Here is a 24,131-nt window from a genome sequence, read left to right on the forward strand (position 1 = left end):
CCATGCCTCGCCACGCCAGCATTCACATCCCGCAGCCCTGCCATGAAAGCTGGGACGCCATGACGCCCAATGTCTCTGGCCGGCACTGCGCGGCTTGCCAAAAAACGGTGGTTGATTTTACCCATAAAACCGACGCCGAAATCCTGGCCTACCTGGCCAAGGCTGCGGGCGGCCGCACCTGCGGCCGTTTCGCGGCGGGGCAGCTGGAGCGGCCGTTGCAGCGCGCCGCCTCGGCTGCTCCAACGACGCGTTGGCGGGCCTGGCTGGCTGCTGCCGTGGCCGTGTGGGGTGTGCGGGAAGGAGTGAGCATTGAGGCCAAAGCTCAGATTCCAAGCGAGTGGCGGGCCCGCTACTGGGGCGGGCCGGTGCCGGCTCTGCCAGCAGCGGCTACTACTGAAGCACAGCAAGCGCCTGCTTCAAGTGTGTCGCCTGCTATCGACGGGCAGATAATTATGGGTGGGCTTCCTGTCAGTAATGCTCATATTCCCGCTCATCCGGAGCCACTGGCGCATCCCACGCTGGTATTGCGAGGCGTCGTTGCCGACGCGTCGACCAAGGAATTAATACCAGGCGTTACAATTCAACTTAAGGGCACTACTACCAGAACTAGTACGAACGCCGACGGCGCATTTGAGCTAGCTATTCCAGCTCAGTTTGAGCGCGAAGCGGAGTTTGTGGTGGTGGTCCAAACCGTTGGTTACGTGACTCAGGAAAAGATATTGACTGCCAATGCTATTGGTGCCGCACAGCGCTTTGTCATGCCTCTTCAAATAATGGGGCAGCTTGCATTACGTCCGCTCCCCTGGCACCCAAGAGAATTTTATTACTGGAGCAAATACTGGCTCACGCGCCCCTTTCATCGCAAGTAGAACCGATGGCCAGTCCTTAACTACTTATCAGCAAACAACCAGCATATGCTTCCGCACCTGATTTCGATTCCGCAGCCCTGCCATGAAAGCTGGGACGCCATGACGCCCGATACCGCCGGTCGGCACTGCGCGGCCTGTCAAAAAACGGTCGTCGACTTTACGCAGAAAACCGACGCTGAAATTCTGGCTGATCTGGCCAACGCATCCGGCAAGCGCACCTGTGGTCGCTTCACTGCAAAGCAGCTGGAGCGGCCGTTGCAGCCCGTTGTGCCCGTGGCCCCGGCGGCTCGTTGGCGGGCCTGGCTGGCGGCCGCTGCCGCCGTTTGGGGCGTGCGGGAGGCAACGGGCGTCACGACCAAGGCACAAGCACCCGTCGAATGGCGCGCCCGGTACTGGGGCGGTCCGATGCCGGCTGCGCCTACAGAAGCTACCACTACGCAAGCAGCTGCCGCTCCGGAAACCCACCCGACCGTTACGGAGCAGGTAATAATGGGTGGGCTTCCGATAAGCATAAACCCCGTGCCGACCCACCTGCCACTCCTGGCGCCGATAACTATGCTACGGGGTGCGATTACAGATGCTGCTAATGGAGAGGCAATGGCAGGAGCGACGGTGCTCATCACCGGTACCACTGTTGGGACCTGTGCCAAGACCGATGGCACGTTTGAGCTCCCGCTGCCACCTGCATTGGTGGGCGCGCAGGAAATCCCGCTAAGCATCGTCTACATCGGCTACCATACCCAGCAGCATACACTGATTGCAGATGAGGCAGCCAACGCGCAGAACTTTCAGCTGCACGCCGATACTAGAATGCTGGGCGAAGTGGTGATTACTACGTTTTATCGCAAAACGCCGCCGGCCCCGTGGCATCCGCGCCGTTTCTACGGCTGGGGAAAGTACTGGGTGACGCGGCCGTTCCGGCGCTGGTAAACCACAAAAAAGCTACTTTAGCTGCATGACTACTCTCTCCCGCATTTCCATTCCGCAGCCCTGTTCCGTGAACTGGGCTGCCATGACGCCCACTGAAGCCGGTCGACACTGCGCCACCTGCGCTACCGAAGTGGTGGATTTCACTCGCCTGAGCGAAGCCGAGATTCTGGCGTTTCTGGCGCGGCAGGATGGGCGGCCGGTGTGTGCCAATGCCTTTGCCACGCAGCTGGCCCCCGCGCCGGCCAGCCGCTGGCGGCGCTGGCTGGTGGCCGGGCTGGCGCTGCTGGGCTGGCACTCGGCCACTTCGTGCACCACTAAGCCACCCCAAACCCCGCCCACGCAGGCCTCCGCTTCGGCCGCTACTGATGCGAGCGCGCCCGAGGCCCAGCAAGTCATCATCCTTGGCCAGGTGATGGACGAGGCCAATGGCACACCCGCCGCCGGCGTTCGGGTGCTCATCAACGACACCCAGTATGGTACCACCACCGATGAAAAAGGCAACTTCGAGCTGACGATGGCCCGCACCTGGGCCCCCATCGCCGGCGGCAAGGTGGCGCTGAAATTCCTCGGCAACCCCTTTGACTTCAAGGAGCAGACCTTGACGGTGGACGTGCGCGCCACGCCCAAACCCGCGCCGCTGGTGGTGCGGCTGGCCTCTATTCCCGACCGGGGCAAGGTGATGGGTAGAATCCGAATGCCGGAAGCGCCGGTAGCGCCGCCGAAAGGCTAAGCCTTGCCAAGCCTCGCGCAAACCTTTCCTTGCCCAAAAACCTTGTGGGAGGGTATGAAAGTGTTACGTTTTGCAATTCTGCTGCTGGCCACGGCTTGTGCGGCGCCTCATCCCACCACCCGCTTCAACCCTACCGCTACCCGCGCCGAACTGCCCCACGAGGAAGCCGTGCACCCCAAAAACTCGCTGGAGTGGTGGTACCTCACCGGTCACCTCACCGACCAGGCCACCGGCCACCAGTACGGCGTGGAGTACGTTTTCTTCCACTTCAACCTGAAGGATGGCAAGCAGGACTGGCAGATGGTGAACGTGGCCCTCACCGACCCGCAGGACCAGCAGTTTCACTACGACTACAAGCTGGGTTCGCTGCCGCGCCTGCTCACCGACTCGCTACCCGTGCGCCTGCGCGAGCGACAGCGCGGCCAAGTCTGGAAGCTTGATGGGCAGGAGGGCGCCTACCACCTGCAGGCCGCCCTCACCGGCAAGGCCAACGCCGGCTATGCCCTCGACCTCACCACGCGGCCCACGCGGCCCGTGGTGCTGCACAGCGGCACCGGCTACGAGAATTATGGCAACGGCATCACAGCCGGCTACTATTCCTACCCGCGCCTAGCCACCACGGGCACCATCACGGTAGGTGGCAAAGCCCACGCCGTGACCGGCGAGCTGTGGTACGACCGGCAGTGGAACTGCACCAGCATCGTGGATAAGAACGTAGGTTGGGACTGGCTCAGCATCCAGCTCGATGAGCCCAGCGAGGAGTTCATGCTCAATACCCTACGCAACTCCGCCACTGGCCTGAACCTGAACAACGGCACCTTCAGCCGCGCCGGTGGCTCCGACCTGCACCTGTCCGGCCCCGATTTCCAGCTCACGCCTCTCACGTACTGGACCAGCCCCAAATCCAAGAAGAAGTACCCGGCCAAATGGCGGGTGCAGGTGCCTGGCCAGGGCTACGACCTCACCGTGGAGCCGCTGGTGCCCCAACAGGAACTGGCGCTCCGGTTTTTCCATGCCTTCACCATGTATTACTGGGAAGGCATGTGCCGTGTGACGGGCACACACAACGGCCAGCCGGTGACCGGCAAGGCGTACGTGGAGATTACGAATCGATAGAACGAGTACCCTGAATTTTCAATTCGGCCGCTTGAATGAGCTACTAGCAACTGTTCAACGCACGCCGAATTGGAAATTCAGGGTACTCGTTCTACTGGTTCAGCACCACCCGGAATGTGGTGCCCCGGCCCAGCTCGCTCCATTTCACGAAAAGCTTGCCTTCGTGATAGTTCTCGATGATGCGCTTGGCCAGCGCCAGGCCCAGGCCCCAGCCGCGCTTTTTGGTGGTGAAGCCGGGCATAAACACGGTTTCGAGCTTGGCTTTGGATATGCCTTTGCCGGTATCAGTAATGTCGATGGCGACTTGGCGGGCGGGTTGGCCACGGCGGTACCAGGTGCGGCGGGTGCGCACGCGGCGCAGGTGCAGCGTGATGGAGCCGCGGCCTTCCATGGCATCAACTGCATTCTTGCAGATGTTTTCAACCACCCAGTCGAACAGCGGCACGTTGATGCGGGCCGGCGTGTCCATTGGCAGGTCGCTTTCAATCTTGAACACCACCTTTTTAGACACCCGGCTTTGCAGGTACTCGATGGCGTTGCGGGTAGTCTGGTAGAGGTTCTCGTCCTTCAGCACCGGCACCGAGCCGATGTTGGAGAAGCGCTCCGTAATAATTTCGAGCCGCCGGATATCCTTGCCCAGCTCCTCTACAATGGGCTCGTCCTTGAAACGTTCCGACTCGCGAAGGTAGCTCTGCCAGCCTACTAGGCTGCTGAGCGGCGTGCCCAGCTGGTGGGCGGTTTCTTTGGCCAAGCCCACCCACACGCGGTTTTGCTCGGCCCGGCGCGAGAAGCTAAACGCGAAGTAGGCAATCACGGCCAGGCAGCCAATCACGATGAGCTGCACCAGCGGGTAGGTGCGCAGCTGCCGTAGTAGCTGCGAGTCGCGGTAGAAAATGTAGTTCACCTGCCCCGCCCCAAACTTCACCACAATGGGCGGATGCTTTTCCTTCATCAGGGCCAGCTCCACTTGCAGCCGCGCAATGGAATCGGCTTCGGGCAGGTGCGCCATCATGTCGATGTTTTTGGCTGCGATGATGTCCTTGCCGTCGCTGCTGAGGATGACGGGAATAGTGGTGTTGCCGTTGATGATTTCGTTGAGTACGAACGGATTGGTTTCCGACTCCGAGTTCACGATGTACTCCTGGGCCTTGGCATAGAGCTGAATCTGCTGCTGCTCCCGTTCCGACACGCGCTGCACCAGCAGGTTGGTGTATACCACCGTGGCCGCTCCAATAAGTAGCGCCACCACGGCCACCAGCACTTTGATGCGGGTTTTCTTTTCGTAAATCGGAATCATATAGTAGCGCGAACTTTGTAGTTCGCGTCTCCGAACGACAATCGTTAAAGTGTAATTGTACCGGAGCTAAACGGCGTGGGGACGCGAACTACAAAGCTCGCGCTGCTACGCTCAGCCCACCAGCACCGCGTCGCTCGCAGCAATCTCGGCCAGGATTTCCAGTACGTCGGCCGGGGTTTCGGCATTCACTAAGCTGGTGCGCCAGGTCTTAGCGCCCTCCAGGCCGCGGAAGTAGTGGGCGTAGTGCCGGCGCATCTCGAAAATGCCCACTTTCGGCCCTTTCCACTCAATGCTGCGGTCGAAGTGCATTTGGCAGGCAGCTACCCGCTCCTCCAGCGTGGGCGGCGCCAGCAATTCGCCGGTGGCCACGAAGTGCTTCACCTCCCGGAAAATCCAGGGGTAGCCGATGCTAGCCCGGCCTATCATCACACCGTCGACGCCGTAGCGGTTTTTATACTCCACCGCCTTCTGGGGCGAGTCGATGTCGCCGTTGCCGAAGATGGGGATTTTGATGCGCGGGTTGTTTTTGATGCTGGCAATGAGGCGCCAGTCGGCCTCGCCCTTATAGAGCTGGGCGCGGGTGCGGCCGTGCACGGTGAGGGCAGCAATACCCACGTCCTGCAGGCGCTCAGCCACTTCTTCCACATTCTTGGTGCCTTCGTCCCAGCCCAGGCGGGTCTTCACGGTCACGGGCAAGTGGGTGTGTTTCACCACGGCAGCGGTCATGGCCACCATTTTAGGGATGTCCTGGAGCAGGGCCGCGCCGGCACCCCGGCAGGCCACCTGCTTTACCGGGCAGCCGTAGTTGATGTCAATCAAATCGGGCCCAGCCTCGGTGCTGATGGCCGCGCACTCGCCCATCGTCTCGATATCGGAGCCGAAGAGCTGGATGCCGATGGGCCGCTCGTAGTCGAAAATATCGAGCTTCTTGCGGCTCTTGGCGGCGGCCCGAATCAGGCCTTCCGAGGAAATAAACTCGGTGTACATCAGGTCGGCCCCATTGGCCTTGCACACGGCGCGGAAGGGCGGGTCGCTTACGTCCTCCATGGGCGCGAGCAGGAGCGGGAAATCAGGCAGCTGGATGTTGGGACCTATGTTGACCACGGGGAATAAGAAATATGTAAGGAGGTATCGAGAACGTCCGGCTGAGCGCAGCCGAAACAGTACGTTCTTGATACTTCAACAAGCCTAAGTTAAAAACTCCGGTAAATTTACGCCCTTCCCAACTAGCACCCCGTCATGAAAGGTTTCCTACCCCGTACGCTGCACCCTGGCCTTCAGATACTGTTGCTGCTGGCCCTGATGGTGGTAGGGGCCTGCGTGGGGATGGCCATTTTCGGCGTCTACGCCCAGCTGGGGCCGGGCGTTTCGCTGCTGGAGATGGGGGGCATTGTGGCCAATCCGGCGGCTTACCCGCAAGGCTGGAGCCTGCTAATGGCCTACCAGGGGGTGTTATTATTCAGTGCCTTTGCGGGTGGGGCCGTGCTGCTGGCATCGGCGCTGGGCTACGGCTGGGCCGAGTATTTTAGTCCGCGCCGGTTGGGGGCGGGCTGGTGGCTGCTGGCGGCGGCCCTGCTGATTATCATTATCCTGCCGTTCATGTCCACCCTCATTGCCTGGAATGCCGGGGCGCATTTTCCGGCGGCACTGCACGACTTTGAGGTGTGGGCGCGGGCCAGCGAGGACAAGGCCGCCGTGCTTACCAAGTTTCTCACGCGGTTCAATTCGGTGGGCCGGTTTTTGGTGGGTGTGGTGGTCATTGCGCTGGTGCCGGCCATCAGCGAGGAACTGGTGTTTCGGGGCGTGATTCAGAAAAACCTGGTGCGTTGGTTTTCGCCGCACGTGGGGGTGTGGCTGGGGGCGGCGCTGTTTTCGGCCATTCACTTCCAGTTTTTTGGGTTTGTGCCGCGCTTCGTGCTGGGGTTGATACTGGGGTACCTGTACCTCTGGAGCGGCAACATTCTGGTGAGCATGGCTGCGCACTTCACCCAGAATGCCTTTCAACTCCTCATCCTCTACATTGCGCAACGTGGCCAGTTCGGCTGGGGCTTCGACCCCGATGGTAACGAGGCACTGCCCTGGACGCTGGTGGTGCCATCGGCGCTGCTCACGGCCGGCCTGCTCTACTTCTTGCACCAACGCATGACTGCCCCCACGCCGCCTACCGAAATGCTCACCCTCAGCAGCGAAGGCGTGAAACGAACAGTGTAAAGACGCGACATTTTGCATCCCGGCGTTGAACGATGCCGCCGAACAATCGTAACTGCCCAACATCAATTCTAACGCCGGGACGCGAAGTGTCGCATCTCTACATCCTATCTGCATTGGCCGATTCTACGCCTCCGATTACTCCTGTTTCTCCTGACGTCCCTGCTGCCAAAGCCGCGCCCAGCGACCTGCGTCTGCGCCTTATCTGGGGCGTCATCGGGGCCGCGCTGCTGCTGGGCAGCGTCTGGTTCAGCCCCTGGACATTCGGGCTGTTCTTCGCCTTCGTGCAAGCTGTGATGTTGTGGGAATTCTACCGCATGATGCGGGCGGGAGGCTATGCACCAATGGCTTGGGCTGGTACGGTAAGCGGCTTACTGTTATCCATGACAGGCACCGCATTAGCATTTGCCCCCCAAGATATTTTGTGGGAGCTTTATATGGGCACAAATGTCCTCGGTTCTATCAGTACTCCAGACCCTGCCCGCTTCTTCTTGATACAATTTGCTGGTCGCTATGCGCTGGTTTGTCTGGAAATACTGCTGGCAGTAGTGCCACTCTTGATTCTATTGCAAATCAAGGTTTGGCCGCAAGAAACCAAGCCTTTTCAGAATATCTCGCTTACACTAGGGGGCCTGCTCTACGTCAGTATTCCGATGAGTATGCTGAATCTGATAGCCTTATCAAATAATCACTACGACTACCGCCACGTCTTCGCTTTGCTCTTCCTCATTTGGTCATCTGATATCGGGGCCTATGCCGTGGGCCGCACCTTCGGCAAGCACAAGCTGGCCCCCAAAATCTCGCCCGGCAAAACCTGGGAAGGCTGGGCCGGCGGCTTTGCAATAACCTTGGTGGTGGGCTGGGCCATTGGCTTCATGCTGCCCGATATGCCGCTGATGCACCGCCTCGTGGCGGCTGGCGTGGTGGCCGTGTTTGCGCCGTTGGGCGACCTGGCCGAGTCCATGCTCAAGCGCAGTGTGGGGGTGAAGGATTCCGGCAGCATCATGCCGGGCCACGGCGGACTGCTCGACCGATTCGATGCGTTTCTGCTGGTACTGCCGGTGCTGGCGCTGCTGCAGCTGCTGGCGGAGTAGGGAAGGGCAGCGCCTAACCCAAAAAATACAGAGGGCCGAAGCAGTATGCTTTGGCCCTCTGTATTTTCTTCGGAGTACGGAAGCAGTGCAGCTGCCTTCTGTATGCTCCTCAAAGGGCTAAAGCGGTGCGCTGCTGCCTTTCGTATTGCATGCAGAGGGTACTGACGGGCACGCTTGTTCAGCGAGTGTTATTCGGAGGACTGAAACTGTATGCTGCTGTCCGGGTTATTTCTTGCGGCCAGCGCAGCCAACTGCGTAGCAGCGCGACTTTAGGTACCAGTTAATGCCGGAAAAATACCCCAAACGTTTGCGGCCGAATCCTTCCGCATCCTGACAAAACCAATACCTTTGCGGCCCTGAATCGTACCCATCATCCCACCCAACGTTTCCCAACTAACCCCCATTCCGAATGGCAGCCCACACCGTTTATAAAGAGCCAGCCCCGCTCCTCGACCGCGAAAACCCGCTGGAATCCATGATGTCGCGTTTCAACATCGCAGCTGAAATCCTCGGCTTGGATGACGAAACCTACAACGTTCTCAAAGCGCCCGATAAGCAGGTCATCGTGAACCTGCCCGTGACGATGGACGACGGCAAGCTGCGCGTGTTCGAAGGGTACCGCGTGATTCACAACACTATTCTTGGCCCTTCGAAAGGCGGCATCCGCTACGACAAGCACGTGCACCTCGACGAGGTGAAGGCGCTTGCGGCCTGGATGACCTGGAAGTGTGCCGTAGTTGATATTCCTTACGGCGGTGCCAAGGGCGGCATCATTTGCGACCCCACCACCATGAGTCCCGGCGAGCTGGAGCGCCTAACCCGCGCCTACACGCTGGCCCTGAAAGACGTTTTTGGCCCCGACCGCGACATTCCGGCCCCCGACATGGGCACCGGCCCCCGCGAAATGGCCTGGTTGATGGACGAATTCTCCAAAACCGTGGGTATGACTTCGCCTGCCGTGGTCACGGGCAAGCCTCTGGTAATGGGTGGCTCGCTGGGCCGCACCGAAGCCACTGGCCGCGGCGTCATGGTTTCGACGCTAGCCGCGCTGAGCAAGCTCGGCCTGAAGCCGACGGATGTTTCGGCTGCCGTGCAGGGTTTCGGCAACGTGGGTTCCTGGGCTGCCAAGCTGTTGAGCGAAAAAGGCGTAAAAATCAAGGCGGTGAGCGACGTTTCAGGCGCGTACTGGAACGACAACGGCATCAACATCGACGAAGCCATTGCCTATAAAAATGCCCACAACGGTCGTCTCGACGGCTACACCGGTGCCACCCTCATGGACAACGCCGACGACCTGCTGACCACCGATGTAGAGGTGCTGGTGCCCGCCGCCGTAGAAGATGTCATCACCGAACACAACGCCGGCGACATCAAGGCCAAGCTCATCGTAGAAGGCGCTAACGGCCCCACGTCGGCTTCGGCCGACCCGATTATTAACGAGAAGGGCATCATGGTGGTGCCGGACATTCTGGCCAACTCAGGCGGCGTTACGGTGTCTTACTTCGAGTGGGTGCAAAACAAGCAGGGCTTCAAGTGGACCGAGGAAATGGTGACCGAGCGCGCCGACCGCATCATGACCGACGCATTCAACAAGGTGTACGCTACCAGCCAGAAATATAAGATTCCGATGCGCATCGCGGCTTATGTGGTGAGCATCGATAAAGTAGCCCAGACCTACAAGTTCCGCGGCGGCTTCTAGAATCAGATTTTCGACAGATTTTAGGGGCTTCGCATTTTTTTTGTGCGTTCTTCCGTAATTGCTCTTTGAAAAGGCACGGGCCGCTCGGTTCGTGCCTTTCTAATTTCTGTGCCGACCTTTGCTCACGCAAGCCGTGGGCAGGTAGCCATTCGGTTCGTTAATCCCCCTTTTAAGGCTGCTAAATAGCTTTTTCATTTGAAACAGAGTTTATAAAATCTGCTTCGATTCGCCGTATATGAAGATTCATAAAGAAGGACGACGCATCCTGTTTGTTACGCTGCTGATTTTGTTGGCGCTCAACTTGCTGGTATTTCAATTCAACAAGGGCGCTGACCTCGTGAATCGGCTGTTTGCCGGCGCCACGGTCATTATCTTTTTGTTGATTCTACAGTTTTTTCGCAGCCCATTCCGGCACATGTTCACCCACGAGGACCTGCTGCTGGCTCCCGCCGATGGCAAGGTGGTGGTAATCGAGAATGTGTTCGAGCCCGAGTATTTTGAGGATGAGCGCAAGCAAATCAGCATCTTCATGTCGCCTATCAACGTGCACGTTACCCGCAACCCCATTTCGGGATTGGTGAAATACTTCAAGTATCACCCCGGTAACTACCTCGTGGCCTGGCACCCCAAAAGCAGCACGCAAAATGAGCGCACCACTGTGGTGGTAGAGTCTGATGCCGGCCCACTGGTGCTCTTCCGGCAGATTGCCGGTGCCATGGCCCGTCGCATTGTGTGGTACGTGAACGAGGGCGACGAAGTGAGCCAGGGCGAGGAATTCGGTTTCATCAAGTTCGGCTCCCGCGTTGATGTCTTTGTGCCGCTCGACACCGAAGTGAAGGTGGAGTTGGGCCAGAAGGTGAAGGGCGGCGAGACCGTTATTTGCCAGCTTAAGGTCTGAACCACGGATTGACGCGGATTTTTCGGATTTCACGGATTTTGTGGACGGCTGAAGAGTCTCTTCCAAAGCGAAAGGCCACTCATTGAGTGGCCTTTTTTTATCTCAGATGGATAAGCTCATCGTCGACAAAATCCGTGAAATCCAAAAAATCCGCGTCAATCCGTGGTTCAGGTGAGAATGTGCGGCACGAATTCCGATAGGTTGGTAATCAGGCTGGCGTCGCGCCGGAAACCAATGGCGCAGGCCTCTCCGGCCCAGAATACGCCGGCCTGGTAGCGGCGGCCTTGAGCGTCGGTGGGAAGCTCGGCCCATTGTTGGTAGAGCTGAGGCTGCTGGCCGAACTCGCCGGGAATCTTGGTCGTGGTCTGGCCATCGGGCTGGATTTCGGCCACGTTCTGTCCCTCACGGCCTAATATGGGCTTGCGCACCTGGTGGCCTGCCAGCGGTTGCAAGCTGGCTTCGAGTAACAGTGGGTGGTGCGGAAATACCTTCCACAAGTGCGCCAGCAGGCCCTTGCTCTGGAAAATGAGACTGTAGGCCGGGTTGGCTATTATTACGTTGCGGGTGAGCAGTAGGTCAGTCAGGTCGGCGGTTAGGGCCGGCTCTTCTTCCGCCAGAATCTCCCACGGCACCAGTTTGAACAAAAAATCGAACCGCTGCCATTGGCCCGGCACGGTTTCGGCCCACACGCCCCGGTCCTCGCCATCCACAGACACCCGTATATCGTCTACAGAGCAAATGTAGGTATCGGCAAAGCCCGCTACGCGGGCCGCTTCAGCTAGTACGGCGCAGTTGGCGGCGTCTTCGGCGCTGTCGGGCAGGTGCACGAGCAGAAGCGTGGCCCGAAGCTCGTTGTTAAGCCCGCGCCAGTGGCGGAATTGGTCTTCGAGGCATTCAAACAGGCCGTTGGCCTGACGGTCATCGTCGGCCTGGCCAGCCGCTATCAGACTGGCCCATTGCACCACACTGGTTTCGGGCAGGCTGGTAGCCGTGTCGGCATTGAATTCCAGTAGTTTGGGACCCTCCGCAGTCAGGGCTAGGTCGAAGCGGCCGTAGAGATGCCAGTGCCGCTCGTCGTTCCAGGAGTGGCGCACGGCAGCCCACAAGTTGGGCGCAATTGCCAGTTGTTGGAGCAGGTCATCCGGAATCGGGTCTGGAATGGCTTGCACCAGCATGTCGTAAAGCGTGTCGGCGGCTTGCAGCAGGGTTTCGGCGTCGCTTTCTGATAGCTGCACTGCCTCGCGGGCTACGTAGTGCTGGCAGGCATCTTCAATGGCCCAGTCCCAGTCCAAGGCCCGCACAGCAGGCGCCACATCGCCGGTGAGGGGGAGGAGGTTGATGTTCATTGTTGAAGCGCAGGATACAGGGATATTACCATGACGTTCTTTAACCTATCCGCCAAAACCCCGGAAACCGCCACGGCTGCCAAAGCCACTGCTGCGGCCGGCGGGCGCACTGCTCCGAAAGCTGGGGCGCGGCGACGAGCGCAGCGTCGAGCGGCTTTCCTGCACGCCCGCCGTGGGCGAAGTGCGGCCCCCGCTGAAGCCGCGCCCGAAGAAGCCCCGGCCACGCTGGCGTTCGTCGGCCACGGTCGTGCGCCAGCCTTGGTTCTGCTGGACCAGGGCGGGGTTGGCATAGTAGCCGGGGTTGGGCGTCATGTAGCGGCCGGCCATGAAGCCAATGCCGCTCCACATCAGCACGTTCATCATGCCATTGCCCTGGGCGCGGTTTTCGGGGTTTTGGCGGCTGTAATCCTGCATCTGGCGTTGCAAGGCCTGGCCCTGAAGGGTGTCGGTTTTGCCATCGGCGTGGTGCAGGATGGCGGCCACTTCCTCCTTGCCCGCCGGGCGCTCGGCGGTGATTTTCCATTCGCCGGGCTGCACTTCGGTCATCTCCGTGATGACGCCCTGGCTGTAGGTTTGGCCATCCCAGCTGGCTTCGGCGCCGTTTTCATCCGTACTGCTTTCGTCGTTGGAGGAGCAGGCGGGCAAGGTGAGGCCGAGGCTGCCAGCGGCGGCCAGCAGCAGCACGTTGCGGCGCCAGTTGCCGAGCGGGTGAAAGTGTCGTTTCATAGCAAGATTGAAGAAGAGGCGCGATTGAAAACCTATTAAAACCATGTGGCTGCCAGCTGCATCAACTGCTCTAGCGCCGTTTGGTCGTCCAGGTCGAAGTCGTTGAGCTGGTCACTGTCTACATCGAGTACAGCCACGACCTGACCATTTTTGAAGATGGGAACCACAATTTCTGATTTCGAGTCAGAGCTGCAGGCAATATGACCGGGAAATTCCTCCACATCGGGCACAAGAATGGTTTGCGCCTGAGCCCAACTGGCGCCGCATACGCCCTTGCCGTGTCGGATGCGGGTGCAGGCAATCGGACCTTGGAATGGGCCAAGCACCAGTTCATCGCCCTTCACCAAATAAAATCCCACCCAGAAAAAGCCGAACGCCTGGCGCAACGCGGCAGCCGTATTGGCCAGATTGGCGGTAAGGTCGGGCTCGCCGGTGGTGAGGGCCTCTATTTGGGGCAGGAGCTGTTGGTACTGTCCGGCTTTGGTGAGCGTGGTGTCGAGGGCGAGGGTTTCGGCCATGAGAAAGTAGTTGGAAGAGAATGGGGCGGAGAAACTGCAGTAGTAGAATCGGCGAGTTTGCCGAAACATTACAGCTCCGGCAGCCCAGCACCGGAGCTGCTAGTGCTAAACTGGCAGCTGGCAAACTCAGTTTCGAGAAGCTCGGATAAAGCGGTGGGCACAATTGCCCGTAGCTGGTTGTCATGCCAGCAGGGCAGCAGCCCATCGGGCAGTTGGTCGAGACAGGTAACGAGCAAATGCTTACGCAGGCCGGTTGATATAGTAGCATCACACGCCAGCGCATAATTAAGCAGCTCTACCGACAGCGGCCCAGTGCGGAAATGCCCCTGATAATCGTTGAGCTGGTTGGTTTCGTCCCTGTTATTGATGAGGGAAACTTCTGCCTCGTGGGGGAAGGGACCGGCTCCGTGTCGGGTATGGTAGGCGCGGGTGATGTAGTGGACCTCTGCCTTTGCAGCGAGGTCAGGCTGGTTGCGTTGCAGCAGCGCCAGCGCATTGGTCGTGGTGGTGTGGCTGCGTGTAACGTGCGGAAACAGGCCAAAATCCATGTCGAGCAACACGCCCTGTGCCCCTTCAAAAATGAACGCCTGCCAGGTAGAAGCTGGGCCGAAGACATCTGCTTCGTTGACGAGCTGAATGACTTGTTCCCCATGCAGTCGCACCAGCGCTTCGGCATATGCTCCAAAACGCTGGTCCTCGGCGTCGTGGTCGAATTGGTCGAAATCGACGGTGGTTTCGGTCTGAATCCGGGTTCGGTAGTGGGCCCGAATTTGGCGCAGCTTGTGGCCATACACGGTGGGAAACCGCAAATCCTGCGCATAAAGGCGCAGCGGGGTTTGCTCATGCCGCTCGATGGTGGCTCCGAATCCCAGGCCGCAACTGCCGTGACGGGCCGCGCCGCGCGTGGTTTCGAGGGCGCGGTTGTAGAGCACATCGTAGTGCGTAGTCACAGGGCAGCGGGCATCCACCAACAGGCGTGGCTGCACGCCTGCAGCTTGCAGGGCGGCGTATTCCTTGAGCACCGAGCCCGGCGAGAACGTGCAGTATTCCGACCAGTAGGTAGGCACCCCGCGCAAGGTGCCGGCCCCGAAATTGGAAAACACGTGGCGCTGACCGGCCGCTGTGGTCACAGTGTGGCCGGCCTGGTGGCCACCGTTGAAGCGCACCACCAGCGGTTGGCGGCCTTGGGCAAGGGCCCGACCACAGAGCCAATCCGTAGCCAAGCCCTTGCCTTCATCGCCAAATCCCAGCCCGACGACAATGTGTGCTTCTTTTGTTATCAACCTTATAGCTTGAAGATGCCGCCCAAAAAGCTGCTCTTCTTATCCGTAGTGGTGAGACCTTTGGTGACGTGCACCAGTGCATTTTCCACGGTGCCAGCAATGCCTTTGTCGAACGAGGCCAGAATGTCTTGCAGCTCTACGCCATGCACCAGGGCGACGGCGGTGGCAATGGTTTCGGCAATGGCATTGTAGTCATTAAGTACAATGAGCCGCTCGGTCAGCATCTTCTTCCAGTAGCCCAGTACTTTGGGGTCGTCGCGGTAGCTGCCCTCGTTCACGTGGATGTGGAAAACGTGGTAGGTGCGCTGCACTTCTTCGAGCAGCTGCTGGTCGGTCACGTCCTCGGCCTCGGCGTAGCCCATGATGGCCTTGAGGGCGCTGGCTTGCAGCACATCCCAGGCTGCCTCGTCGCCGATGGTGAAAAGAAAACCTTTCTGGCCGCGCTTCTCGAAGCAGTCGCACGACGTGTGCCGGGCCGCAAACAGCCAGGCTAGCGTGTAAGATTCGCGGTTCTGGCCCCCGCCGTTGCCTTCCAAATAGATGTCGGTCAGCCATTGGTCCAGCTCGGCGGTGCCGCTCTCAAACTGGCCCACCTGCAGCGGATAGTTATCAGAATGATGGTCGCCGATGCCGCCGAACAGAATCTGGGGATGCGGTACGCCGTGGTCGATGAGCGTGTTCATCAGCGGGCCCAGCTTTTCGCGCACTAGCACCTCGGGGATGCGGCCCATGCTCCCGGTTTCGTCTAGGAATACGGCAATAGATAGCGACTCCGGGTGAATATCGGAGTCACGGCTTTCCCGGAATTTCACCCCCTTGGGTAGCATCTGGTCGCTGGCGCGGCCGGTGCGGTTGTTGGTGAAAATATCATCCGCGCTGGCACCCACCCGGGTGTCTTTGAGGAAGTCATACGCATCGTCCGACCATTTTGTGTAGCCCATGAGATTAAAGGTTTAAAGGGTGAAATTCGCGTTTTGGGTAAAGCTGCTTTAGTAACTTACGGTAATCGGTGAAAGCCGTGTAGGCATTGTGCCGGGGCGTGAGCAGGAAGTCCACCAGCCGCTCGTCCACGGTGGCGCGCAGGCGCACACCATTGCCCGAGGCGTCGCCGAGCAGGCACACGGCCGTGCGCTGCGCCAGGGCCAGGTCGATGCCCGGTAAGGCGCGCTTGTCGGCAAACACGGCATCGGGGTACCACAGCCGATACTTGCCCGAAATGGTGGTTAGCGTCCCATTCAGCCGGGCCATATGATAGAACGACAGGCACACCAGCCCGTGCGTTTCGGGCACCAGCGCCAGCGACTCCGGGTTGAAGCCGGCGTGGCAAAAGCCGCTTTGGTGCAGCCAGGCCACCAACTCCAGCAGGCGGCTCAACACCCAGGCCACGTGGTGCGGCGGCAGCACCAGCCCGGCCAGCGGCACCACCCGGACGGGCGTAGTAGCCACCAGGTTGGCACCGTCCCAGGTAAGGCTGCCCGGCAGGTATTTATGGAAGTGCTGAGCCGCCGGGTCGCGCAGGGCCAGCAGGCGCTCATAGTTGTGTTGGGACTGACGCAGCAGGGTCGGGTCGCCTTCGAAGCGCAGCTGATTGTTGGGGAGCACGCGCAGCGGGCCGGCATCGTCGGTGAGGCGCAAGGCGGCTTCTAGTTCCTCTACGTAAATGTTGAGGCGGGCCACGGCGTCGGTGGCATACGGCAGCTTGCACACATCGGGGTGCAGCAGCTTGAGGTAGGCGAGGTACTCTTTTCGGAAATTAGCGCGGCTAAAAACGTCGTCCGGCTTGTGAGAAGCGAGGATTTTGGAAAGCAGCGATTGAGCATCCATACGCACACAGAAAGGGAAGGGACGAGCCGGGCGGCGGACCGGCCGCCAAGTTACGCATTCACATACCAGAACAGCTCGTCGGGGCCTACGGTTGTGTGCTCATGCAAGCCCGTAAAGCCCGGGCGGGGCGCGGCAATGCCCTGGCCCAGCTTTTTAGACGACCGGAAAATGCGGATTTCATCCCACAGGCCGGCAGATATCAGCGCATTGAGCACCGTGGGACCGCCCTCCACCAGTACCGATTGAATGTTACGCCCGTACAGGTCGGCCAACACCTGGGGCAACAGGTCATCGGCTTCCGAAAGGTGCACAAGGTCGAGATTGGCCTTGTGGTAGGGCTGGCGGTAGGTGTAGATGAGCGTGGGCTGCGAGCCGTCGAGGAGGTTGTGCGTGGGCGGCAGGCTTAGGTTTTTGTCAATGACCAAGCGAGTGGGCTGCTGGCCGGGCCACTCGCGGGCGCTCAGGCGGGGGTTGTCGTGCAGGGCCGTGCGGGTACCTACTAGAATGGCTTGCTCCTCGGTGCGCCAGCGGTGAGTAAGCATATTGGCCTGCGGCCCACTGATTTGGACCGGCTGGAAGTAGCGCCCGGCCAGAAAGCCATCGGCCGTTTCGGCCCATTTCAGCACCAGGTAGGGCCGTTTCTTTTCGTGGAAAGTGAAAAAGCGCCGGTTCAGCCAGCGGCCTTCTTCGGCCAGCAAGCCGGTTTCGACCTGTACCCCGGCTGTTTTCAACTTGTCGATGCCCCGGCCGGCCACCAGCGGAAACGGGTCTTCGTTGCAGATGACGACTTCGGGCACGCCGTGGGCAATGAGCAGGTCGGCGCAGGGCGGCGTTTTGCCGTGATGAGCACAGGGCTCCAGCGTCACGTACACGCGGGATTTTTTCAGGAGGGCCTTGTCTTCTACCGCCGCTATGGCGTTCACCTCGGCGTGGGGGCCGCCATATTGCTGGTGCCAGCCCTCGCCAATGATGCGGCCTTCGTGCGTTATCACACAGCCAACCAGTGGATTAGGACGGGCGTAGCCGGTGCCAAGAAGGGCCAGGTCGAGTGCCCGGCGCATGAACAGCGCATCATCGTTTTTCATGGGCGCGAAGGTAATTAACCGGCTCCGGCTGGGCCGCTGACCTACATTTGTACCGATGAACGTACGCCAATTCACCACCGCAGTTGCCACGGCACTGCGGCCAATCTACCCCGAGGCGGAAGCGAAAGCCATTGCTGCTCTGGTTGTAGAGCATCTGTTGCAAATGGATGCAATGGAGCGAATGATGGAAGCCCAGCAGCCCATTGCCGAAGGCACCGAAGCCGCTTTTGAGCCGTTGCTGGTGCGGCTGCTGGCCCACGAACCGGTACAATATGTGCTGGGCACCGCCTATTTTGCCGACATGGAGCTGGAAGTAACTCCAGCTACCCTCATTCCGCGCCCCGAAACCGAGGAGTTGGTTCACCTTATTAAGCAGGAGCAGGCCGGCCACACTGGGCTGTCGGTGCTGGATGTGGGTACCGGCTCGGGCTGCCTGGCGCTGGCACTGGCCAACCTGCTGCCGGAGGCCCAGGTGCTGGCGGTAGACATCTCGGCCGAGGCATTGGCCGTAGCGCGACGAAACGCAGCGCGGTTTGCGCCGGCAGTGGCCTTCGAGCAAGTTGATATTCTGCATGGCTTGCCGGCCGGCATTCCGCCCGGCACCCTCGATGTGTTGGTGAGCAACCCTCCTTACGTACGCGAAAGCGAGCGTCCCGAAATGCGCGATAACGTGCTGGCCTGGGAGCCTGCTACCGCGCTATTCGTCCCCGATGAGGACCCGCTGCTGTTCTATCGCCGGCTGGCGGAAGTAGGGCGGGAATTGTTGAAGGAAAGCGGTAATATCTACCTCGAAATCAATGAAGCGCTGGGTCCGGAAACGGCGGCGCTGCTGGTAGCGCAAGGCTTTAAAGATGTCAAAATACTGCCCGATATGTTTGGAAAAACGCGCATGGTGCGTGGCACCCGTCAGGCTAGCGAATCTGTAGGGGTAGGTCCTTTGACTGGTCCGATGGCAGAGCATTCCAGCTAGTTGGACGCGCTGCCTTAACGGTACCGGGCAACGACAATCGGTCGGACGGCTCTACCAGACGGTTGGTTATTTCCAGTTAATCTTCTGACCGGCCTGGCCCGCGTGCAGGCGGGCGGGCACCTGCTCCAGAATCAGGTGCCGCAGCTGGTTGAGTAGCTGGGTGCGCACGAAGCCGTGGTGTACCACCAAGCTCACCTCGCGCACCGGCTCGGGGCCTTCGAAGCGCTTTATCATGGGGTTGTTTTCAATTTCGTTGAGTACCGAGAGCTCGGGTACCAGCGTGTAGCCGTGGTTGCGGCGCACCAGCTCCTTCAAAGTTTCGATGGAGCCGCTTTCATAGGTGTAGCTGCTGGGATTGTCGGGTGGGGGAGCGCAAATATTTAGCACCTGGTTGCGGAAGCAGTGGCCCTGCTGCAACAGCCACAGGCCTTCGCCCGAAATGTCGGCAGGCTTCAGGGTGGCGCGCTGGTAGAGCGGATGCGATTCCGACACGTAGCCCAGGAAGGGCTCGTCCAGTAGCGGCACTTCGCGCAGCTGCGGGTCGTCGAGCGGCGTACTGAGCAAGCCTACATCCAGCTGGTGGGCCTTTAGGCGGCGCACCAGCTCTTCCGATTGCAGCTCCTCTACCCGCACCCGCAGCTGCGGGTTGCGCCCAGCCAGCGCTACTAGGAACAGCGGCACTAAATAAGGCGCCAGCGTGGGGATGATGCCCAGCCGCACTTCGCCCACCAGCTCGTCCTTCTCCACCTGCACGGCTTCGCGCAGCAGCTGCACCTCCCGCAGTACCTGCCGGGCATGGGCTACCACTTTCACGCCCACAGCGGTAGGTTCGAGGCGCTTCTTTTTGCGGTCGAATAAGAGCACACCCAACTCATCTTCCAGCTTTTGGAGCTGCATGCTGAGGGCCGGCTGCGTGACGCAGCAGCTAGCCGCCGCTCCCACAAACTGACGGTGCGTGTCGAGGGCGACGAGGTATTCGAGCTGTTGGAAGTTCATGGGGGAAGCATTCGAAGGGGAATGGAAACGGTCGTGCCAAGCGTTGCTAGGGCACCCCGCGTGCCTTTTGTCATCTTGGTTGGAGCGAAGGACCTTATCAGGTTTGAGCAATGTGCATTACTCAAATTATTTACTACTGTTCATTGCTGGTAAGGGCCTTCGCTCTAACTAGGATGACAAGTGGTTCGGGAAATTAAAGTATCAAGTATAAGACTTGCTGATACAATTATCAAAACAAGTGATTTGACTTATAGATTCGGTCGAAGCACCTTTGTTGATGTGAAATCGGCCCTGCGGCAGTTAGCCTTTGGCTTGGTACACACGTTAGTATAGTTCCATTTTTTTCCACCTTAACTCTTCCTTCCATGACCAACGAGCAAAATCCCACATCCGGCGACGGTACTGGTACGGCGGTAAACGGGGCTGGCACTTCGCAGGACGGCCGCCTAGCTGCCGGCGAAAACCCCCAAACGCTGACCACGCGGCAGGGCCACCCCCTGACCAACAACCAGAACACCCGCACCGTGGGCAACCGCGGCCCAGCCACGCTGGAGAACTATCAGTTCATTGAAAAAATCAGCCACTTCGACCGTGAGCGGGTGCCCGAGCGCGTGGTGCATGCCCGCGGCGCCGGTGCCCACGGCGTATTCGAAGCCTACGGCACGGTCGGCGACGAGCCTATTGCCAAGTACACCCGCGCCAAGCTGTTCAACACCAAGGGCAAGGAAACGCCGGTGTTTGTGCGTTTCAGCACGGTGGGCCATGGCGGCCACTCGCCCGAAACCCTGCGCGACCCGCGTGGCTTCGCGGTGAAATTCTATACCGAAGACGGCAACTGGGACCTGGTGGGCAACAACCTGAAAGTGTTCTTTATCCGCGATGCCATGAAGTTCCCGGACCTCATTCACTCGCAAAAGCCCGACCCGGTGCATAACCGCCAGACCGGCGAGCGCATCTTCGACTTTATTGCCAATACGCCGGAGGCCATGCACATGGTGAGCTTCCTGTTCTCGCCCTGGGGCATTCCGGCCAACTACCGCCAGATGCAGGGTTCGGGCGTGAACACTTATAAATGGGTGAATGCCAATGGCGACGCCGTGCTGGTGAAATACCACTGGGAGCCGCAGCAGGGCATCAAGAACCTGACTGCTGGCGAAGCCGAAGCCATTCAGGCCAAGAACTTCAACCACGCCACGCAGGACCTGTTCGAGAACATCCAGAAAGGCAACTTCCCCAAGTGGGAGCTGCGCGTGCAGATTATGAGCGACGACGAGCACCCGGAACTAGACTTCGACCCGCTCGACGATACCAAAATCTGGCCCGAAGACCAATTTCCGCACCTGCCCGTGGGCATGATGACGCTGAACAAGAACCCCGAGAACTACTTCGCTGAAGTAGAGCAGGCCGCTTTCGGCACGGGGGTATTGGTAGATGGACTCGATTTTTCGGACGACAAGATGCTGCAGGGCCGCACCTTCTCGTATTCGGATACGCAGCGCTACCGCGTGGGCACCAACTACCTGCAACTGCCTATCAACGCGCCCAAAAAGCACGTGGCCACCAACCAGCGCGACGGCCAAATGGCTTACCACGTGGATTCGGCCCCTGGTCAGAACAACCACATCAACTACGAGCCCAGCTCGCTCAACGGCCTGAAGGAAGCGCCCCGCACCGCGCCCGACCATATGCCCGAGTATAAGGGCCGCCTGATGCGCCAGACCATCGACCGCCAGAACAACTTCAAGCAAGCAGGTGAGCGCTACCGCCTGCATGAAGACTGGGAGCGTGACGACCTCATCAGCAACATGGTGGGTGCCCTGGCCACCGCCGACCACCGGGTGAGCGACAAGATGGTGGAGTTGTGCACCAACTGCGATGCCGACTGGGGCCGCCGCCTGGCGGAAGGCCTGCAAGCTGCCCGTGCCGGTCAAACTGCCGAAGGCGGCAACCAGTACAACGAAGCCAAAGGCTCCGATGCCGTAGCCGAAGCCGAGGCCATCGCGCACGACGCCAAGCCGTACTAGTCGCTTTTGAAGCAACCAAAAAGGGCACCCATCGGGTGCCCTTTTTTTGTGTGCCGTGCCGAACACAGGCCCGCAGGCCCGGCCACAGCTTTGGTCAGCCCAGCCTCTGCGCCAGTAACAGCGGCCTTGGTGCCAGTAGGTCTGTCCTCCGGTTCTGATAGCCTCCACCTCCGCACCAGTAGCCCTGCTCTCCATGCTAGTAAGCTCATCCATTGCAATGTTGCTGCCTGCTATTGGACTTTTGGATAAAAAAGCCGATTGATGGGAAAACTGACCTATAGGTTCTGCGTCACAAAATTCGTCATCTGGCGGTAGAGGTGTAGGCGCGTGTTGCCGCCCGCAATGCCATGGTTGCGGTTGGGGTAGTACAGCGTCTGGTAATCTTTATTGGCCTTGATGAGGGCGTCGACGAAGGCGATGGAGTTCTGGAAGTGCACGTTATCGTCGCCGGTACCGTGCACGAGCAGGAACTTGCCCGTCAGGTTCTGGGCAAACTGCACGGGCGAGTTGTCGTCGTAGCCGCCGGGGTTTTCCTGGGGCGTTTTTAAGTAGCGCTCCGTGTACACGGAGTCGTAGTAGCGCCAGTTCGTGACCGGTGCCACGGCGATGCCCATCTTGAAGAGGTCAGCATTCTTGGTCATGGCCAGCGAAGCCATGTAGCCGCCGTAGCTCCAGCCCCAGATGCCAATGCGCGACTTGTCTACGTAGGGCAGTGTGGCGAGGTACTTAGCCCCATCGCCTTGGTCGATGGTTTCGAACTTGCCCAGATTAGCATAGGTAGCCTTGCGGAAGGCCGAGCCGCGGCCAGAAGTGCCCCGGTTTTCGACCGAAACCACGATGTAACCCTTCTCAGCCAGCAGTTGGTGCCAGAGGTAATTGGTGAAGGCCGTGCCACCGCCGGCATTGTCGAGCACAGTTTGGGTACTGCTGGTGCCGAAGCTCGGGCCGCCGTACACGTGCATCAGCACGGGGTATTTTTTGGCCGGGTCGAAGTTGCTGGGCTTAATCATCCAGGCATTCAATTCAATGCCCTCGGCGTTTTTGAAGGTGAAGAACTCGTGCTTGCCCAGGTCGTACTGGGTCAGGGTTTGCTTAAGCTTGGCGTTGTCCTCCAGGGTTTTCACCAGCTTGCCGGTGCTGCCTTCGCGCAGGCTCACCACCGGCGGCACGCCCGCCGTGGAGTGCGTGTTGAGAAAATACCGGGTGTCGGGGCTCATGTTCACCACGTCAAGGCCATTGCCGGCTTCGCTGATGCGCTGCTTACCCTTGCCGCTCAAGTTGATGCGGTAGAGGTGGCGTTGCAGGGCCGAGCCTTCGGTGCTGGTGTAATACAGGTTGCCGGTCTTGGGGTCAAAGCCATTGATGGCCGAAATTTCCCAGTTGCCCTTCGTGAGTTGGCGCACCTGCTTGCCGCTCATGTCGTGCAGGTAAATGTGCTGGTAGCCGTCCTTCTCGCTGGTGAAGATGAACTGCTTGCCGCCGGCCAGGTACTTCAAATCATCGTTAATTTCGACGTAAGCCGGGTTGGTATCCGTCAGCACCACCTGGGTTTTGCCGGTGTTCACGTCGCCGTGCAGAAGCTCTAGCTTGTTCTGCAAGCGGTTGAGGCGCTGAATGCTAACGGTATTGGGCACCTGCGTCCACATCACGCGGGGAATGTACTGGTCGGGGTTGGGGCCCACGTCCAGCTTCACCGTTTTGCCACTGGCTACGTCGTAGCTGCTCACGCTCACTACCGAGTTTTTCTCGCCGGCCTTGGGGTATTTGAAGCGGTATTCCTTCGGATAAAGCCCGCCCCATTCCTGCATGTCGTACTCCGGCACCTGGCTTTCATCGAAGGTGTAGAAGGCAATTTGCTTGCTGTCCGGCGACCAGAAAAAGCCCTGCGCAAAGCCAAATTCCTCCTCATATACCCAATCGGCCGAGCCATTGATGAGGTTGTTTTTTACGCCGTTGCTGGTCACGGCTGTTTCCTGCATCGTGGCCAGGTCGGTCACAAACATATTATTGTCGCGGGTGAAAGCCACCCGCTGCCCATCGGGCGAAAACGTGGCGTAGCCCTGCTTGCCCCCGGCGCTCAGTGGCGTCAGCTTCTTGCTGCTGCGGTCGAACACGTAATAGCTGGCGCGGGCGCTGCGCCGGTAAATAGGCTCGGTGCCGGTGGTAAACAGGATTTTCTGCTCGTTGGCATTGAAGGAGTAGCCGTCCACGTTGAGCGGCGCGCCATTCAGCTGCAGTTCGGCGGCCGTCACCAGGGTTTGCACGGTATTGCCGGTGGTTACTTCGTGCTGCACCAAGCTGCCGCTTTCCAGCGCCGCGTAGTAGCGCCCGTCGTTCATCCAGTCGAAACCTGGAACGGTGGCAGTACGGAAGGTAGGTTTGGCCCAGATGTCTTCCAGCGTGAGTTGTTGCTTTTGCTGCGCCAGGGTGAGGGTGGGAGTGAGGCCCGGCACCAGGGCCGGACCATTGGCTGCCAGCAAAGCAGCCAGAATAAAAGAGCGAAAACGCATACAGAGAG

21 protein-coding genes are annotated in these 24,131 nt (G+C 59.6%); 10 read left to right on the top strand and 11 right to left on the bottom strand.

Going from position 1 to position 24,131, the window contains the following annotated elements; translation table 11 throughout:
• Nucleotides 1-2: 2 nt before the first annotated feature.
• Genes J4E00_RS15150 through J4E00_RS15165 form a run of 4 tightly spaced genes read left to right on the top strand, consistent with a single transcriptional unit; the run spans nt 3 to nt 3,645 of the window.
• Nucleotides 3-869 carry a carboxypeptidase-like regulatory domain-containing protein gene (locus tag J4E00_RS15150; RefSeq protein ID WP_208176014.1) on the top strand — a complete coding sequence of 289 codons (867 nt, stop codon included), beginning with the start codon at nt 3-5 and terminating at the stop codon, nt 867-869.
• Nucleotides 870-914: 45 nt separating this feature from the next.
• Complete coding sequence (locus tag J4E00_RS15155) at nt 915-1,799, top strand: carboxypeptidase-like regulatory domain-containing protein (protein WP_208176015.1); 885 nt, start codon at nt 915-917, stop codon at nt 1,797-1,799.
• A 25-nt stretch (nt 1,800-1,824) separates the two neighbouring features.
• Nucleotides 1,825-2,529, top strand: a complete 705-nt coding sequence (locus J4E00_RS15160; RefSeq protein WP_208176016.1) for a carboxypeptidase-like regulatory domain-containing protein — start codon at nt 1,825-1,827, stop codon at nt 2,527-2,529.
• Nucleotides 2,530-2,583: 54 nt separating this feature from the next.
• A complete protein-coding gene (locus tag J4E00_RS15165; RefSeq protein ID WP_208176017.1) occupies nt 2,584-3,645 on the top strand; it encodes a lipocalin family protein in 1,062 nt (353 codons plus the stop codon).
• Between the two features lie 91 nt (nt 3,646-3,736).
• On the opposite strand, the gene J4E00_RS15170 is transcribed toward J4E00_RS15165, so the two are convergent.
• Nucleotides 3,737-4,942, bottom strand: a complete 1,206-nt coding sequence (locus J4E00_RS15170; RefSeq protein ID WP_208176018.1) for an ATP-binding protein — start codon at nt 4,940-4,942, stop codon at nt 3,737-3,739.
• Between the two features lie 111 nt (nt 4,943-5,053).
• The gene (dusB, locus tag J4E00_RS15175; RefSeq protein WP_208176019.1) at nt 5,054-6,046 is read right to left on the bottom strand and encodes a tRNA dihydrouridine synthase DusB; all 993 of its coding nucleotides are present in this window, start codon (nt 6,044-6,046) and stop codon (nt 5,054-5,056) included.
• A 135-nt stretch (nt 6,047-6,181) separates the two neighbouring features.
• Between dusB and J4E00_RS15180 the strand changes: the two genes are divergently transcribed.
• From J4E00_RS15180 to J4E00_RS15195, 4 genes are all read left to right on the top strand, one after another.
• Nucleotides 6,182-7,153 carry a CPBP family intramembrane glutamic endopeptidase gene (locus tag J4E00_RS15180; protein WP_208176020.1) on the top strand — a complete coding sequence of 324 codons (972 nt, stop codon included), beginning with the start codon at nt 6,182-6,184 and terminating at the stop codon, nt 7,151-7,153.
• A 113-nt stretch (nt 7,154-7,266) separates the two neighbouring features.
• Nucleotides 7,267-8,244, top strand: a complete 978-nt coding sequence (locus J4E00_RS15185) for a phosphatidate cytidylyltransferase (protein WP_208176021.1) — start codon at nt 7,267-7,269, stop codon at nt 8,242-8,244.
• A gap of 409 nt (nt 8,245-8,653) precedes the next feature.
• Nucleotides 8,654-9,943 (top strand): Glu/Leu/Phe/Val family dehydrogenase, encoded by a 1,290-nt coding sequence (locus J4E00_RS15190; RefSeq protein ID WP_208176022.1) that lies wholly within the window; start codon nt 8,654-8,656, stop codon nt 9,941-9,943.
• Between the two features lie 235 nt (nt 9,944-10,178).
• The gene (locus J4E00_RS15195; RefSeq protein ID WP_201982683.1) at nt 10,179-10,841 is read left to right on the top strand and encodes a phosphatidylserine decarboxylase family protein; all 663 of its coding nucleotides are present in this window, start codon (nt 10,179-10,181) and stop codon (nt 10,839-10,841) included.
• Between the two features lie 167 nt (nt 10,842-11,008).
• On the opposite strand, the gene J4E00_RS15200 is transcribed toward J4E00_RS15195, so the two are convergent.
• The 7 genes from J4E00_RS15200 to ribD all read right to left on the bottom strand — a co-directional run bounded on the left by J4E00_RS15200 (nt 11,009) and on the right by ribD (nt 17,623).
• Nucleotides 11,009-12,187, bottom strand: a complete 1,179-nt coding sequence (locus J4E00_RS15200) for a glutathionylspermidine synthase family protein (protein ID WP_208176023.1) — start codon at nt 12,185-12,187, stop codon at nt 11,009-11,011.
• A 45-nt stretch (nt 12,188-12,232) separates the two neighbouring features.
• Nucleotides 12,233-12,913 carry a hypothetical protein gene (locus J4E00_RS15205; RefSeq protein WP_208176024.1) on the bottom strand — a complete coding sequence of 227 codons (681 nt, stop codon included), beginning with the start codon at nt 12,911-12,913 and terminating at the stop codon, nt 12,233-12,235.
• Between the two features lie 35 nt (nt 12,914-12,948).
• A complete protein-coding gene (locus J4E00_RS15210) occupies nt 12,949-13,431 on the bottom strand; it encodes a GAF domain-containing protein (RefSeq protein WP_208176025.1) in 483 nt (160 codons plus the stop codon).
• A gap of 68 nt (nt 13,432-13,499) precedes the next feature.
• Nucleotides 13,500-14,714, bottom strand: coding sequence for an adenylosuccinate synthetase (locus J4E00_RS15215; RefSeq protein WP_208176026.1), 1,215 nt, complete (start codon nt 14,712-14,714; stop codon nt 13,500-13,502).
• Between the two features lie 2 nt (nt 14,715-14,716).
• Nucleotides 14,717-15,655 carry a hypothetical protein gene (locus J4E00_RS15220; RefSeq protein ID WP_208176027.1) on the bottom strand — a complete coding sequence of 313 codons (939 nt, stop codon included), beginning with the start codon at nt 15,653-15,655 and terminating at the stop codon, nt 14,717-14,719.
• Nucleotides 15,656-15,659: 4 nt separating this feature from the next.
• Nucleotides 15,660-16,538 carry a hypothetical protein gene (locus J4E00_RS15225; protein ID WP_208176028.1) on the bottom strand — a complete coding sequence of 293 codons (879 nt, stop codon included), beginning with the start codon at nt 16,536-16,538 and terminating at the stop codon, nt 15,660-15,662.
• 50 nt (nt 16,539-16,588) lie between these two features.
• Nucleotides 16,589-17,623 carry a bifunctional diaminohydroxyphosphoribosylaminopyrimidine deaminase/5-amino-6-(5-phosphoribosylamino)uracil reductase RibD gene (gene ribD, locus J4E00_RS15230; RefSeq protein ID WP_208176029.1) on the bottom strand — a complete coding sequence of 345 codons (1,035 nt, stop codon included), beginning with the start codon at nt 17,621-17,623 and terminating at the stop codon, nt 16,589-16,591.
• A 55-nt stretch (nt 17,624-17,678) separates the two neighbouring features.
• On the opposite strand from ribD, the gene prmC reads away from it, so the two are divergent.
• The gene (gene prmC / locus J4E00_RS15235) at nt 17,679-18,593 is read left to right on the top strand and encodes a peptide chain release factor N(5)-glutamine methyltransferase (RefSeq protein ID WP_208176030.1); all 915 of its coding nucleotides are present in this window, start codon (nt 17,679-17,681) and stop codon (nt 18,591-18,593) included.
• Between the two features lie 66 nt (nt 18,594-18,659).
• On the opposite strand, the gene J4E00_RS15240 is transcribed toward prmC, so the two are convergent.
• Nucleotides 18,660-19,589: a hydrogen peroxide-inducible genes activator gene (locus J4E00_RS15240; RefSeq protein ID WP_208176031.1), complete on the bottom strand. Its 930-nt coding sequence runs from the start codon at nt 19,587-19,589 to the stop codon at nt 18,660-18,662.
• A gap of 365 nt (nt 19,590-19,954) precedes the next feature.
• On the opposite strand from J4E00_RS15240, the gene J4E00_RS15245 reads away from it, so the two are divergent.
• On the top strand, nt 19,955-21,613 hold the full coding sequence (locus tag J4E00_RS15245; RefSeq protein ID WP_208176032.1) for a catalase: 1,659 nt from the start codon (nt 19,955-19,957) through the stop codon (nt 21,611-21,613).
• Nucleotides 21,614-21,888: 275 nt separating this feature from the next.
• On the opposite strand, the gene J4E00_RS15250 is transcribed toward J4E00_RS15245, so the two are convergent.
• On the bottom strand, nt 21,889-24,123 hold the full coding sequence (locus J4E00_RS15250; RefSeq protein ID WP_208176033.1) for a S9 family peptidase: 2,235 nt from the start codon (nt 24,121-24,123) through the stop codon (nt 21,889-21,891).
• Nucleotides 24,124-24,131: the final 8 nt, after the last annotated feature.

The sequence above is a fragment of the Hymenobacter negativus genome (assembly GCF_017571495.1).
Taxonomy (GTDB): Bacteria; Bacteroidota; Bacteroidia; order Cytophagales; family Hymenobacteraceae; genus Hymenobacter; species Hymenobacter negativus.